A 14,080-nucleotide genomic window follows, 5' to 3' on the forward strand; every position below is an offset into this window, starting at 1 on the left:
AATCGGAAACAGAAAACGCGGGCCTACTGAAACGGGCTCGGCGTGAAGCACAGCACAAAAATAGCCACCATCACCCAGCCCAGCACCTTGCGGCCGGGGCTCAGGGGCCGCTCGTCGGGCGCGGGCGGGTGGTAGATGCCGGTGAAACGGCCCAGCAGCAGCCCAAACACCAGCCAGCCGGGGTTGCCCACCAGGCCCGGAAAGGCCGCCGCGCACCCCAGCTGCGCCGCCCAGATGCCCGCCGCCAGCAGCAGCCCCTGGCGCGGCGCCGGCAGCACCCGCCAGAATATCAGCGCCAAGTAGCCCGCATACACCGGCCCGCCATAGAGCCAGGTTTGCCAGTCGTCGCGCAGCGTAAACAGCCCCAGCCCCGCGTAGAAAATGAACCCAATGAACAGGTACAGCGCCAGCCGATTGAACCGCCCGGGCCCCAACAGGCCGTAGAGGATGTGGCCACCGTCGAGCTGGCCCAGGGGCAGCAGGTTGAGGGCCGTGAAAAACAAGCTGAGCGAGCCCGCCAGCAGCACGGGGTAGTGCAGTAATTCATTGGCCGGCGGCACCAATGCCGGGTCGGCAAAAAGACGGGCTAACAGCTGAAATAGCAGCGGCTGAGCTACTTCCAGAGTTTGCTCGTACACAATCGGCCCGCCCACAGCCGGACTAAGGTGCGTAAACCCATAAATGAGCAAGGGCACCGCCACCAGAAAGCCCGCCAGCGGACCGGCCAGCCCGATATCAAAGAATTCGCGTCGCGAAAAAATCCGCTCCCGAATGCGAATGACGGCCCCAAACGTGCCCAGCCCCATCGGAAACGGGATGTAATACGGCAGCGAAGCCCGCACCCGGTTGTGTCGCGCCGTGAAGTAGTGCCCGAACTCGTGCACCGTGAGCACGCCCAGAAAAGGCAGCGCAAACCACAGCCCCCGCTTCAGCTCCGCCCACAGCGCGGCCCCGCGCAGCCCGAACACCTCCAGCGGCAGCATCGCCAAGGCACCGCGCGTGAGCTGAATGCCGGCCAGCGTGGTGGTAACAAGCGTGAGAAGAAACAGCCCAATGTGCAGCGCCGCCGTGCGCGCCGGCGACGGCTCGGGCCGCTCGAAGCGCCGAAACAGCGCCCGCGCCGCCAGCAGCCGGGCCCGGGGCTCGGCGGGGTCGAAGGCGGGGACCGGCGGGGCGGCCACGTCGGCCGGGAAGCCGAATGGCTCGGGCTCAGGAGTGGGCGGGGGCGTATTCTCGGGGAAAGACACGGAGGGCTTCGAGCAGGGCGGTGGTGAGGGTGAGGGGCGGGGCCAGGTGCAGCACCCGCAGCCCCAGCCGACGGGCCGTGGCCACGTGCTGCGGGCTGTCCTCGATGAACAACACGTCTTCGGGCTGCCAGTTCATTTCGCGCAGCGCGTGCCGGAATATTTCCTCGCCCGGCTTGCGCAGGCCCACTTCCTGGGAGTAAAACACGCGGTCGAGCACGTCGGCAATGCCGTGGGTGAAGCCGTATTTGGTGGCCAGGCGCTGGTTGATTTCGGCAATGTGCAGCGTGTTGGTGTTGCTGAGCAGGGCCGTTTGGTGGCCCTGCCGGCGCAGCTCGCCAATGAGGGCCAGACGCTCGGCGGGCACGTCGAGCAGCATGGCGTGCCAAGCGGCGTCGAGCTCCGCATCGGTCGCGTCGAGGTCGTAGGCCTCGCGCAGTCCGGCCCGAAACTCGGCGGGGGAGAGGTGGCCGGTTTCGAACTTATCGAACAGTTCGGCCTGCTGGGCCTGCGAGAAGGCAATGGCGCTGCCGGCCCGGCTCAGGCGGCGCATGGCGGCCGGGGTGGCGTCGTAGTCGATGTCGATGATGACGCCGCCAAAATCGAAGAGCAAGTGGGGTAACATAATCAAGCTTGGTTTTCCGTGGGCGAAGGTCGTACTTTTGCACCGTTGGAGGGCCGGCAACGGCAAGGGTTGAGGTGAAAGATGACTGCCTCCGGCACCGGGCCTATAGCTCAATCGGTTAGAGCAACTGACTCATAATCAGTAGGTCCTTGGTTCGATTCCAAGTGGGCCCACGAAAACCCTCTCTACGCACAGTGGAGAGGGTTTTTTGTTGATGACCAACGCTCTGAATAATAGTTTATAAAGTTTGCTGGTGGAATGCATTCTTTGCCGGCGTTCTACTTGCACGACGCTGTTACGTTGCCGGCGTGCCCAGCCCTCCAAAAAAGCCTGGCTTGACAACATCTGTAGTCAAGGCGCCCATTGCTAGGCATTGGGACAACTACCCCCAAGCGGTGACCCTTTGCCAAGTGCCAAGCGGCTTCTTTGTCGGGGTGAACGGACGACACGGGTAAAAGCAACGTCAACGCCCTTTTTCAAGTCCGGAACCTGCGTAAAACGCACGGCCGAGCGGGCGCCGCCATTGGCCGACGATTTCTTGCCGTTGGTGCTAAACGCGGCCGCGGCCCGCGGGGCGGGCCCCGACCTTTGCGGCGCAATGAGGAGAACAGTCCTGCACACCACCAACGGGGCGAAAAGCCGCCCTGCCAATCGGACCGTGACACATTCAGCCACCGTTAGCGAATGAGCACCGTCGCAGAACTTAAAAACGGGTTGCGCCGGGCTCTTTTGGCTGAGCCAATTCTGGGCTGGGCCGTGCGGCTCGAATACGTCACCGGAGCTTTTGGTGTGGAGGTGTATGCTGAGCGCCCCGGCTTTACCCGCCAAGTCTTTTCCACGCGCTACCGGCCGGTGGCGTCGGCCGAGGCCTTTGCTGCCTGGTTGGCAGCGTGCTTGGCCGAGGTGGCTGCCATCGGGAACGACCCGGCACGCGCGGTCGCTGCTGCCCGCGAGCGCGCTTGGAATTCGCCCCCGCAATCCTCGTCCGTCCAGCTCCGTCCGGCGCGTCGGCGTAGCGTTGTGGCGCTGCATTAATAAGCCGCTGGCCGTTGTCTGGCGACTCGCTTTGGGCCTTAGCACAAACCCAGTTCAGGCAGTCTACACCGTTTCAATAATCCGGCGAGGCTTACCAAATCACGGCTATCCCACGCGTATTCGGGGTTGAACCGGTTGGGATTGGGGTTGCGCTGATTGTGGTAAAGGTTCGGGCTGTTACTTCCCGCCACCGCCCGCTCGGTGCGGCGGGAAATCGTGCGCCGGCTCGACGGCGGGCCTCCGGCATGGTGTCGCGCAGGTCCCAGCCCACAATCTTGTGCAAACAGTCGTCGAACCAGATGGCGAGGTACGGCTAGCCGCCCTGCTGGGGCAAATACGTTCGGTGGTGTGCGGCTGGCCGAGCAAGCGGTTGGTCGCCGCGTAAGGAGCAGCGGGCGACGTGCTACTTTCGCGGCATGGAATTTACCAAAAAGAAATACACGTTCCGCGGCATGGACGGCTACGCGGGCTTCCGCAACGGGAAAGAATACGAGTTGGAGCTGGCCCCCACGGCGCCGTCCGAAGAGCAGCCCAACGCCGAAATTGTGGTCATCAACCCGGTGTCCCGGCTTTATAGCTACTACAGCAAAGAGCAGTTTCTCGCCGCCTGGGAGAAAAAATAGCTCCGCGCTTGCGTTGATTATTGAAGCTCCCAACTCACGAGTCCGCGTTTCTGGGCGTGGACGCTTGGTCAACATTTACTTCCTTGCCGCCTTTGCTTCGCCGCATCCAACGCTATTCGCCCGGTTTCCTGCTTGCGGTGGTGCTGTCGCCGCTAGCACGGGCTGGGCTGCGGGATTGGGCCGTATTTCTGTTCGTGCTGGGGCCGCCGCTTCTCATTGGGGGAGCGGTGTATGGGGTTTTCTGGCGCTTACGGCCGCTGCACGTGGTTGCCGTGGGCCCGGTGTTGTTGGTGTCGGTTTTTGTCTGGATGATGGCGGGCTTGGCTGTGGGTCTTTGCAGGGTGGCATGCCTCCAAGGCGGATGGGGAATGCTACTGGTCGTGGCCATCACGGCGAGCTTTGCCCTGCTTGTCGCGTCGCGGAGTACCAATGAGTCCACGTGCCAAGCGGATTAAGGCCTGGGCGTGGCCAAAGGCTTCGTGATGACTGACTTGAACGGCTACCGTTCGTTGGCAAAGGAGGGCTTCCGCGCCTTCAGCGGGTGCGGCTATTGGGCGGCGAAGGCGTGCCATTGCCCAGCACGCGGCCTACTTTGGTGGGCGGCACGAACGGCACCGCGCGGCCTGCGCGGGCCGGACGAGTGGTATCGGGAGTGGCGGGTGCGGGCGCCGGCAGCGCGCCGGTGGCCGGCTGGTTGTTCACGGGCGAGCCATTGCAAGCCACAAGCGCGCCTGCGGCCGCGAGCAGCAGGGCGAAGGATACTAATTTCATAACGAGGGTTTACCCTACAACGGCCGCCTTCCGGCAGGGTTCTGCCTGGCGCGCCCGCGCCGGGCAGTCAGCTCTTGTCCGCCGGCGCAAATGAGAATCAATCCAGCCGCCGCAAACCCAGCACGCCAATGATAATCAGGCTGGTATACAGCACGCTCAGCCACGAAAACGGCTGTTTCAGGTAGAGGGTATCGACGAGCTTAATGCCCACCACGGCCAGGGCCATCCACGCCGAATAGGCGGTGGCGGTGGGAATGTCGCGCATGGCCAGCGACAGAAACCAGACATTGGCCAGCCCAAAGCCCACGTAGGCCAGCAGCGGCAGCACCGGCAGCAGCAGCGCCGGCTGCCCTAGGCTGTGCACCCAGGCAATTTCTTTGATGCGCTGCATGCTCAGCGCCTTGAGGCTATACGTCCAGCAAACCTCCATGAAAGAGGCCAGAAACAGCGAAAACCAGGGATTAATCAACGGGACGAAGCGGCGGCAGTGGGAGGAAGGGGAGAAGCGGCCGGAGCCGGCGGCTGGCCAAAATTACCGCCCGGGCGCTGCGCCCGAATGGTTTCGGTGTAGGGCTCGGGCACGGGCCAGCCGTGCAGGGGTTTCAGGGCCGGCAGGCGCTCGGTGAGCTTGGTCAGCAAGCGCACCCGGATGCCGTGGTAAGCGCGAAACAGCCGCGAGCGCCGCGCCAATTCCTCCTCATCGAACCGGGCCACCGAGAAGACGTGCTGGCTGAAGTAATCCTTCGGAAAAGCGTAGGGCAGGCCCCATTTCAGCGGCTTGTGGTCGGGGCGGTAGGCGGTGCCGAACATCCAGTCCCAGAAGGCGAATTTGGTCGAGAAGTTGGCGTAGAATACTTCCTCGTGGTCGGCGTGGTGCCAGAGGTGCATTTCGGGGCCGTTGATGAAGTACTGCAGCCAGCCCGAGCGCACGTCCACGTTGCAGTGAATCCAGATGCCCCACACGGCATCGATGCAGGCCTTGATGGGCACCACCATGGGGTCGGCGCCGAGCAGGACGATGGGCGCAAACTCAATGGTTTGGTTGATGATGATTTCCAGGGCGTGCGAGCGGGAGCCGGCCAGCCAGTCCACCTGCTTGCCCGAGTGGTGCGCCTCGTGGGTGCGCCAAAACAGCGGGCTGCTGTGCTGAAACCGGTGAAACCAGTAGATGTAGAAATCGTGCGTCACCACAAAAAACAGCACCTGCACCCAAATGGGCCAGCCCGTCACGAAATGCAGCTTCGAGAACCCGAAATGCTGGTCGAGCGGCTGAATGATGTAATCGAAAATGACGATTTTCAGCGCATAGCTCTGCACGAAGGTGTAGAGCACGAGGTCGGTCCAGAAACCCTCGCGGAAAAACGGCAGCCCCTTGCGGTAGGGGATGATGCGCTCCAGCGTAATCACGATGGCCACCCAAATCAGCAGGATAGCCGTGGTGATGAGTTCGACGTGATGCATGGTTGGTGTGGAATTAGGAAAATCTTGTCATCCTGAGCGCAGCGAAGGACCTTCTCACGTCCGCGCCGTTTGGATACGACAACACTCAGACGTGAGAAGGTCCTTCGCTGCGCTCTGGATGACAGACGCAAAAAACAACCAAATCGGCTATTCGTTGTTCGGCGTCAGCTCGCGGCGCAGGCGGGCGCGGGGCTCCAGCTCGGAGTCGTACACGCGCTTCACACCATCGCCGAGGCCCTCTTCTACATCGCGGATGTCGCGCACGAGCTTGGCCATGCCGCCGGGTTCCACCGAAGCGGCGTGGTCGGAGCCCCACATGGCGCGGTCCAGCGTGAAGTGGCGCTCCACGAAGCTGGCGCCCAGCGTTACGGCGGCCACGGTGGTGGCCAGGCCGGTTTCGTGGCCCGAGTAGCCGATGGGCGTGCCAGGGAACATGCCTTGCAGCACGGGCACCATGCGCAGGTTCAGCTCGGCCGGCGGGCAGGGGTAGGAAGAGGTGGAGTGCGCAATCATTAGCTTATCCAGCCCCACCCATTTCACGGCCTGATTGATTTCATCGAGCGTGCTCATGCCGGTGCTCAGCATGAGCGGGCGGCCGGTGGCACGCACGCGGTCGAGCAAGGGCTTGTCGGTGAGGGAGGCCGAAGCCATTTTGTAGAGCACGGGCTGGAATTGCTCCATAAAATCCACCGACGGCTCGTCCCAGCACGAGGCAAACCAGTCGATGCCCAGCGCGCGGCAGTAGTCATCAATGGCCGTGTATTCGGCTTGGCCGAACTCGGTTTTGCGCTTGTAGTCGATGTAGCTCATGCGGCCCCAGGGGGTGTCGCGCTGCTTTTCCCACTGGTCTTTGGGCACGCACAGCTCGGGCGTGCGCTTCTGGAACTTCACGGCGTCGCAGCCAGCCTTGGCGGCCTCGGAGATGAGCTGCTTGGCCAGGTCGAGCGAGCCGTTGTGGTTGATGCCGATTTCGGCAATGATGTAGGCCGGGTGTCCCGCGCCAATGAATCGGTTTTTGCGAATTTCAACAGCTTGCATAAGATGTTTGGTTTTAGTTGTTAGTTGCTCGTTGTCAGTTATTAGGTCGTTGAGTTGAATGTCTGAGACTAACAACTGACAACGAGCAACTGACAACTAGATTAAATAGCCGTCCAGCCGCCGTCCACCACCAGGTTGGCCCCGGTCATGTAGGCCGATGCATCCGAGGCCAGAAATACCACGGCGCCCTGGTAGTCGGTGGCCGCAGCCATGCGGCCCAGCGGCGTTTTGGCGCTGTATTGTTTGATGAAAAACGCGTCCTGGCTGTTCTCCACGCCGCCGGGCGAGAGCGTATTCACGCGCACGCCGGCCTGGCCCCAATAGGCTGCCAGGTAGCGCGTGAAATTCACCACCGCGCCCTTGGTCATGGGGTAGGAAGGGGACTTATAGAATGTTTGCTCGCCGGCCTCGTTGCGGTAGATGCTCTGGTCGGGCCCCACGAGGCCGTAGGTGCTGGCCACGTTGATGATGGAGCCGTGGCCCTGCTGCGCCATGGGCGTGCCAAACACCTGCGCCGCCAGAAACACCCCCGTCACGTTCACTTCCAATACTTTCTGAAACGTGGCCAGCGGGAAGTTCTCGAACTTGCTCAAATCGGCCGCCAGCGCGGGATTCTCGAACATGTCGTTGATGGCCGCGTTGTTCACCAGCACGTCGATGTGGCCGAACTGGGCCAGAATCTGGTCGCGCGCGGCGGCTAGGGAGGCCGGGTCGGTGACGTTCACGGCCAGCGGCAGGTGAACGCCGCTGGGCAGTTCTGCCGCCACCGCGGCGCAGGCTTCGGCGTTGAGGTCGGCCACCACCACGTTGGCGCCGGCCTGGGCCAGCGCCTCGCAGTGCTTGCGGCCGATAAGCCCGCAGGCGCCGGTCACGATGGCCGTCTTGCCGGTCAAATCAAATAAGCTCATGTACTACTTCGCTTTAACTGGCGCGGCATTCGTTACTTTGCGGAACACGGCTTCCACCGGTTCGCCCAGGAGGCGCGTGGCTACGTCGCCGGCTTCGATGGTTTCCTTCAGCAACGGCAGCACCTCGCGGTAGGCGGCCAGGGTGTGGGCCACGTCGGCATCGGTGTGCGAGAAGCACATGTTGTGAAAGCCGCCCCACATAATGCCGCGCTTGAACAGCTCCTGCTGCACGAAGGCCTTAATTTCCATGCCGTTGCCGGCCGAGGGGTCGAAGGTGACGATGGTGCGGCAGTCGTAGCCGTAGCACTTGGTGTATTGGCTGATGCCCAGCTCGGCGGCAATTTCGTTGTAGCCGTCCTTTAGTTTTTTGCCCTGCTCGGCGAGGCGGGCGGGCACATTCTGCTCGCGCATCTCGGTGATGGTGGCCACGGCCGCGGCCAGGCTCAGCGCTTCGCCTCCGAAGGTGGTGAAGAAGAACACATCCTGCTCAAACAGCTGCATCACGTCGCGCCGGCCGGTGAGCAGGGCAATGGGCATGCCGTTGGCAAACGCCTTGGAATACACCGCCAAATCGGGCGTGATGCCGAAATACTCCTGCGCGCCGCCCACGGCAATGCGGAAGCCGGTCCACATCTCATCGAAAATCAGGAGCGTGCCGTTCTCTTTGCACAGCCGGGCCACCTCGTGCAGGAAGTTGTCCTTGGGCGCGTCGAAAATGAATGGTTCCAGAATCACGCAGGCCACATCCTCATCGAGCAGGGCCTTCAGCGAATCGAGGCTGTTGTACTCGAAAGCGGCCACCAAGTCCTTGCTTTCCTGCGGAATGCCCTTGTCGCGGCTGGTGGTGCCGATGTACCAGTCGTGCCAGCCGTGGTAGCCGCAGCACAGCACCTTGTTGCGCCCCGTGAAGGCCCGCGACACGCGCACCGCCGCCGAGCACACGTCGGCGCCAGTCTTGCTGATGCGGATGCTTTCAGCATTGGGAATAATCTCGTGAATCAGCTCCGACAGCTCCACTTCCAGCTCGTGCATCATCGAGAAGGTGATGCCGTCTTCCAACTGGGCGCGAATAGCATCATCAACTTTTGGATGAGCATAGCCGAGCGAAATCGGGCCGATACCCATTTGAAAGTCAATGTATTCGTTGCCGTCGACGTCCCAAATATGGGAGCCTTTGGCGCGCTTCACGTACTTGGGGCTCACGCCTTTGGTGTACTGGCCGGGGCCTTTGGCGAGGGTCTGCGTCACGGGCGTCATGATGCGCTGGGCGCGGGCATACAGCTCGTCCGACTTCGTGATGTTGGGGTAATTCTCGTTGAAAGAAACGGTGTTGGGCATGGTTTAGAAGGATGTAGAGACGCAATATTTTGCGTCTCGTCGTTGCTGATGGTGTTTGGGCTGCGAAGTATCGTGTGGTTCGGTGTGATTCCGGTCGTTCAACGACGAGACGCAAAATATTGCGTCTCTACTCCGCAAACTCGTTTTCGAGCACGGCCGGGCCTTCGGCAATGGTATTGGCCGACTCGCCCAGATACTCCGTAATGCGGCGCGCGATGTGGTGGCCGGTGAAACCCTCGTATTCCAGCACCGCGCTCAGGCGGCCGGGGCGGTACCAGCGCTCCTCCAGAGCCAGCGGCAGCACGCGGGCCGTGAGCTGGTTACGCAGCAGTACCTCGGCCAGAATGGAGTAGAGGCCACCAGTGACGAAATGGTCTTCCACCGTCACGATGAGCGAGCCGCGGCGCACCACCTCCAGCAGGGCCGCTTCGTCTACCGGCTTGAGGCTACGCAGGTTAATGAGGCCCACCGACTTGCCCTGGGCCTGCAGCAGCTCGCGGGCCACCAGCGTTTGCTCGAAGAGCATGCCGTAGGTGAGAATGGTGATGTCGGTGCCCTCAGCCACGATTTCAGCTTTGCCCATTTCAAAAGGAGCGTGCTCGTAGGTGGCGGGACGGGTGTTAACGCGCACGTAAGCCGGCTGGGGCGAGGCCCAGATGGCGGGCAGCATGGCCAGCATGTCCTGCTCGTCGGCCGGGGCGAAAACCGTCATGCCGGGGATGCCGCGCATCAGGCTCACGTCCTCAATGGCCTGGTGCGTAGGGCCGTTGCCATCGGACAGGAAGCCGGGCACGAAACCGCTCAGCTTCACCGGCAGCTGGCCGATGCCCACATCGGTGCGGATGAATTCGAACGCCCGCAGCGTGAGGAAAGTGGCCAAGGCGTGCACCACCGGCACCCGCCCGCGCAGAGCCAGTCCGGCAGCGGCGCCAATCAGCGTTTGTTCCGTGATGCCGGTGTCGATGAAGCGCGGACCGAGTACAGCGGGCAGGTTGCGGATGAGGGCGCGGTTTTCGGCCGTCATCACCACAATGCGCTCATCGGCCAGGGCGGTTTGCTTGATTAGTTCTTCGTAGTTCATTGTCTGATTTGCCTGATTCGTTTAACGGTCATGCAGAGCGCAGCGAAGCATCTTGCTCGGGGAAGTAATCAATTAATATAACTACCATAACGAAGCGGGCAAGACGCTTCGCTGCGCTCTGCATGACGTTCTTGATATTAACGGACAGTCAGCGTTTCGCTCGTCAAAGTCGTGGCCACCTGGCTGTGCAGCTCGCGCAGCAGCTCCTCCACTTCCTCCGAAGAGAAATTGCAGAACCACCGGTCGGCGCGGGCTTCGATGCTGGGCAGGCCGCGGCCGCGCACCGTGTCGCAGATGATGACCGAGGGCTTAGAGCCCGAGAAGGGGAGGGCCGAGAAGGCGTCTTCCAACTGCGCGAAATCGTGGCCATCAATCCGGCGCACTTCGCAGCCGAAGGCCTCAAACTTGGGCGCCATGGGCTCCAGCGGGATGAGGTCTTCGGTGGCCACGTTGGCCTGGAAGTGGTTGCGGTCGACCACCAGCGTGAGGTTGTTGATTTTGTGCGCGCTGGCCACCAGCAGGCTTTCCCACACGGTGCCCTCGTTCAACTCGCCGTCGCCGGTGATGACAATGACCTTGTTGGCTTGGCCGCGCATCCGGCAGTCCATGGCCACGCCCAGGGCCACGCTGGGCAGGTGGCCCAGCGAGCCCGAATGGAATTCCACGCCCGGCACGTGGCGGTTGGGGTGCCAGTAAATGTGGTCGTCGGTGCTCAGGTGCTGGTCGAGGCGGACCTTGTCGAGGAAGCCGAGCTCCACGAAGGTGCCGTAGAGGGCCGGCACGTCGTGGCCCTTGCTCAGGAACAGGTAGTCGCGCGTGGGGTCCTGCAGGTTGTCGGGCCGCACGTTCAAAAACTCGCTGTAGAGGTAGACCAGCAAATCGGCGCAGCTCAGCGAAGCACCGGTGAAGCAGCCGCCGTCGGTGCTCAGGCGCACGATGTGCTCGCGCACCTTGAGGGCCATTTTCTCTAGTTTCTGTTGGGTCTCGGGAGTCATAAGGGGCATTGGGAGCAGCTCAAGCCGAAGCAAGTGCTACAGGGTTCGGGTTTGTGAGGAGTCCACGGTTTTCAGCTCATCTAAATGGTTGCGGTACCAGTTCACGCCGGCGTAGCGGGCATTGAGCTGGGCGATGTCGGGCCGTTTTTCCAGCAGGGCCAGAATATCCGACAGGCCAAAGGTCGGGTTTGTGGGGTACAGCGCTTCGTACACGGCCTTTATGAAATCGTAATCTTCCGGGTAGTCAATGGTCCAGCGGTGGCTCATCGAGTAGTCGAGGCCGGCGTCCCATTCCACGTTGCCGACGCTAAACCGCCCGGAGTTTTCCCACATAAACGGGGTGGTGTGCTCGCGCTCCAGCGGCCGCTGGGCCTCGCGCCAGGCGGTTTCGAGCACGGTCATGGGCATCACCTCCACGTCGTTGCCATCGGGGAAAGTAGCCGGGTGCAGGTTGCTCACAAAGTCGTAGCGCTCAGTGAAATCAAGGTAGAAGCCCACCACTTCGTCAATCACGGCCGGGTCGATGAGGGGACAGTCCGACGGCACTTTCAGCACCACGTCGGCGCCGTAGTGGCGGGCGGCCTGGTAGTGGCGGTCGAGCAAATCCAGCGCGTCGCCGCGGAAGCACTCCAGGCCGTGGGCGGCGCACAGCTCGGCAATGGCATCGTCGGCGGCATCGGCGGTGGTGGCCACTGCCACGGTGCCGGCCAGGCGGGCGCGCTGCACCCGCTGCACCATGCGCAGCAGCAGCGGCTCGCCGGCCAGCGGCAGCAGCACCTTGCCTGGCAAGCGCGACGAGCCCATGCGGGCCTGTACGACGGTCAGAATTTTGGGAAGGGGCATAGAACAGCAGTTACGCTACCGCGTAGGCGGTCAGCAAACGGAAATACGCTAAAATTAGCCGGACAAAATGCGCCCGTCCGGGCAAGTGCTTGGCTAATAAAATATTAAAATAGTGCCGCCCGTGCCTAGCCCGCTACCGGGGAGGCCGCCGCCGGCGCGGTGGCGGCAAAGGCCTCGGCATCGTGCTGCCGCAGAAAGGCCGGCCCGCTGCCTTCAAACCGGCTAAAGCCCCGGCAAATGGCCGCAATGCGCCGGGCCGAGGTGCCGCCGTTCTGCCAGGGCAGCTTGCGCCGGAGGTCGTCCACGTCAAAGTAGGAGTGCACGGGCTTGCCCAGGGCCAGGCCCACGTACACCACGGTCGAGTATTGGGTGATGAGCTCCACGCAGTTGGCAATCATGTGGTCGGTGTTGCCGTCGGTGAAGATGAGCGTGCCGGGCGGGGCGTGCTCCTTGATTTCATCCACGGCGCGGGGCAGTTCCTCGTTGGGGTGCAGCTTGAAGGCCAGCGGGCGGCCGTTGGCGATGCGGGCGCACTCCCGAATGAACTTGGGCCGGTTTTCGGGCGTGAAGGTTTCGCGCAGGTCGGAGGTGGCCACCAGCACGTAGCCGCGGTGCGGAAAGTCATTCTGGCGCACCTGTTCGATGTTGTCGAAATTGGGAATGCCCGTCACCACGAGCTTGCCGCGGTCCACGCCCACGCGCTCGAAGTGTTTGGCATAGCCTTCCGACGCCACGCAGTAAATGTCGCAGCAGTTGTTCATGCCGTTCAGGGCCGTGCCGATGGCCAGAATGGGGTAGCGCGTGAAGCGCTTCACCAGCCGGGCCCACACGTTGAGCGGGTCGGTCATGCCCTCCTGCACAAACACGGTTTTGGTGCGCCGAATCAGGGGCCAGGGCACAATCACGTCGGAGCAGCACACGACGAGGTCGTACTGGTTGTGGAAGACGCGGGCCTCAAAATCGTTTTTCAGGCCGTGCTCGGCCAGGTACTTATCGGCCTTGTCCTTGATTTTGCCCGTGACGATGGTTTTATCGAGCCCGCCCGTCCAGAGCAGAAACTTGTAGAAAGGGCGCTGCCAGCCGTCGTAGTACAGCTGGCTGAAGTAGGGGTCGAACTCGTCGTCCAGCAGCTGCGCAATTTGATGCATCTGCGTGGTTTGGTTGGGCGAGCCGATGAGGAACAACGCTTTTTTTCGGGACATGCAGGAAACAGATGAAGCGGCCAAACCGGTACCATGCCCCCGCCCACGCCCGGCGGCCGGGCCCGGGGCAGCCGGTTCCGAAGGGCAATTTGCCGCGTAGCGGCCGAAACAGGGACGAGGCAAGGTACAGCGCCGGAGGCAAAATAAGTGCGCGCCCGTGACGACCAGAAGCGGTTTTGCCGACGCAATTGCAGCGGCAAGTCGTCCTTGCTTTGGCGGGCTCGGGGGCGGGTTTATCTTTGAAGTTGCCATGAACGACCCGGAAATCCGCGCCCTGCTCTACCCGCTCCTCACGGGGGGCGTGCACATCAACGAGCTGCCCACCGGCACCACCCGGGCCGACGTGGTGCACATCACCGAGCATTTCATGCACGGCTACGAGGTGAAGGGCGACGGCGACACCCTGCAGCGCGTGGCCAACCAGCTGCGCTGCTACGGCGAAGTCTACGATTTTGTCACCTTCATCGTCACCGAAAAGCACCTGGCCAAGCTGCTGCCGCTGCTGCCCGAGTGGGTGGGCGTGCACGTGGCCGCGCCCGGGGGCTTGCGCGTGCACCGGGCCGCCTGCTACAACGCCACGGTGGCCCCGGCCCCGCTCGCGAAGCTGATTTTGCTGGAGGAAGTGAAGCAGTTTCTGCTGGCGCGGGGCCTGGCCGGGGCCAGCACCCTGCGCGGGGCCGAAATCGGCCGGTTTTTGCGCACCACCAACCTGGTGCCGCTCTCGGCGCTGGCGCAGTACGTGCGCGAGCGCCTCATGGCCCGCCTGCCCGAGCGCCTGCTCATGCGCGCCGAGCGCAAGGCCGAGCGCGAGCGCCTGCCCCCGCGCCGCAAGCCCAAAGCCCGGCGCAAAAAGCCGGCCGCCAAGAAAAAAGCCCGCGCCGTGTAGCCCCGCGAGCTGCCGGCAGGACCCGGCGAA

General features: G+C 62.8%; 16 protein-coding genes and 1 tRNA gene. 5 read left to right on the plus strand and 12 right to left on the minus strand.

Annotated features, from left to right (window positions below):
• Positions 1-23: 23 nt before the first annotated feature.
• Positions 24-1,247, minus strand: coding sequence for a site-2 protease family protein (locus IC234_RS09510; RefSeq protein WP_317173351.1), 1,224 nt, complete (start codon positions 1,245-1,247; stop codon positions 24-26).
• Positions 1,210-1,869, minus strand: coding sequence for an HAD family hydrolase (locus tag IC234_RS09515; RefSeq protein ID WP_190923851.1), 660 nt, complete (start codon positions 1,867-1,869; stop codon positions 1,210-1,212). The genes IC234_RS09510 and IC234_RS09515 overlap by 38 nt, the downstream gene beginning before the upstream one ends.
• A gap of 99 nt (positions 1,870-1,968) precedes the next feature.
• Here IC234_RS09515 and IC234_RS09520 point away from each other — a divergent pair.
• The 4 genes from IC234_RS09520 (at position 1,969) to IC234_RS09535 (ending at position 3,982) form a co-directional block, all read left to right on the plus strand.
• Positions 1,969-2,042 (plus strand) — tRNA-Ile (locus IC234_RS09520).
• Between the two features lie 511 nt (positions 2,043-2,553).
• On the plus strand, positions 2,554-2,904 hold the full coding sequence (locus tag IC234_RS09525; RefSeq protein WP_190923854.1) for a hypothetical protein: 351 nt from the start codon (positions 2,554-2,556) through the stop codon (positions 2,902-2,904).
• Between the two features lie 416 nt (positions 2,905-3,320).
• Entirely contained in the window at positions 3,321-3,527 is a 207-nt protein-coding gene (locus IC234_RS09530) for a hypothetical protein (RefSeq protein WP_190923857.1), read from the plus strand.
• Between the two features lie 92 nt (positions 3,528-3,619).
• Entirely contained in the window at positions 3,620-3,982 is a 363-nt protein-coding gene (locus tag IC234_RS09535; RefSeq protein ID WP_190923860.1) for a hypothetical protein, read from the plus strand.
• Positions 3,983-4,061: 79 nt separating this feature from the next.
• Here the strand turns inward: IC234_RS09535 and IC234_RS09540 are convergent, their stop codons facing one another.
• The 10 genes from IC234_RS09540 to IC234_RS09585 all read right to left on the minus strand — a co-directional run bounded on the left by IC234_RS09540 (position 4,062) and on the right by IC234_RS09585 (position 13,164).
• A complete protein-coding gene (locus IC234_RS09540; RefSeq protein ID WP_190923862.1) occupies positions 4,062-4,298 on the minus strand; it encodes a hypothetical protein in 237 nt (78 codons plus the stop codon).
• Between the two features lie 97 nt (positions 4,299-4,395).
• Positions 4,396-4,728, minus strand: a complete 333-nt coding sequence (locus IC234_RS09545; protein ID WP_190923865.1) for a DMT family transporter — start codon at positions 4,726-4,728, stop codon at positions 4,396-4,398.
• Positions 4,729-4,763: 35 nt separating this feature from the next.
• Positions 4,764-5,759 carry a sterol desaturase family protein gene (locus IC234_RS09550; RefSeq protein ID WP_190923867.1) on the minus strand — a complete coding sequence of 332 codons (996 nt, stop codon included), beginning with the start codon at positions 5,757-5,759 and terminating at the stop codon, positions 4,764-4,766.
• 147 nt (positions 5,760-5,906) lie between these two features.
• A complete protein-coding gene (locus tag IC234_RS09555) occupies positions 5,907-6,797 on the minus strand; it encodes an N-acetylneuraminate synthase family protein (RefSeq protein ID WP_190923869.1) in 891 nt (296 codons plus the stop codon).
• Positions 6,798-6,898: 101 nt separating this feature from the next.
• A complete protein-coding gene (locus tag IC234_RS09560) occupies positions 6,899-7,705 on the minus strand; it encodes an SDR family oxidoreductase (RefSeq protein WP_190923872.1) in 807 nt (268 codons plus the stop codon).
• 3 nt (positions 7,706-7,708) lie between these two features.
• Positions 7,709-9,043, minus strand: coding sequence for an aminotransferase class III-fold pyridoxal phosphate-dependent enzyme (locus tag IC234_RS09565; RefSeq protein WP_190923874.1), 1,335 nt, complete (start codon positions 9,041-9,043; stop codon positions 7,709-7,711).
• A 127-nt stretch (positions 9,044-9,170) separates the two neighbouring features.
• The gene (locus tag IC234_RS09570; protein ID WP_190923876.1) at positions 9,171-10,124 is read right to left on the minus strand and encodes a transketolase family protein; all 954 of its coding nucleotides are present in this window, start codon (positions 10,122-10,124) and stop codon (positions 9,171-9,173) included.
• Between the two features lie 137 nt (positions 10,125-10,261).
• On the minus strand, positions 10,262-11,119 hold the full coding sequence (locus IC234_RS09575) for a transketolase (protein ID WP_190923878.1): 858 nt from the start codon (positions 11,117-11,119) through the stop codon (positions 10,262-10,264).
• Between the two features lie 36 nt (positions 11,120-11,155).
• Entirely contained in the window at positions 11,156-11,962 is an 807-nt protein-coding gene (locus IC234_RS09580) for a cytidylyltransferase domain-containing protein (RefSeq protein ID WP_190923880.1), read from the minus strand.
• Positions 11,963-12,087: 125 nt separating this feature from the next.
• Positions 12,088-13,164 (minus strand): glycosyltransferase family protein, encoded by a 1,077-nt coding sequence (locus tag IC234_RS09585; protein ID WP_190923882.1) that lies wholly within the window; start codon positions 13,162-13,164, stop codon positions 12,088-12,090.
• A gap of 250 nt (positions 13,165-13,414) precedes the next feature.
• Here IC234_RS09585 and IC234_RS09590 point away from each other — a divergent pair, with 250 nt between their 5' ends.
• Entirely contained in the window at positions 13,415-14,050 is a 636-nt protein-coding gene (locus IC234_RS09590) for a sce7726 family protein (RefSeq protein WP_190923884.1), read from the plus strand.
• Positions 14,051-14,080: the final 30 nt, after the last annotated feature.

The organism is Hymenobacter armeniacus, from assembly GCF_014699055.1.
GTDB classification, from domain to species: domain Bacteria; phylum Bacteroidota; class Bacteroidia; order Cytophagales; family Hymenobacteraceae; genus Hymenobacter; species Hymenobacter armeniacus.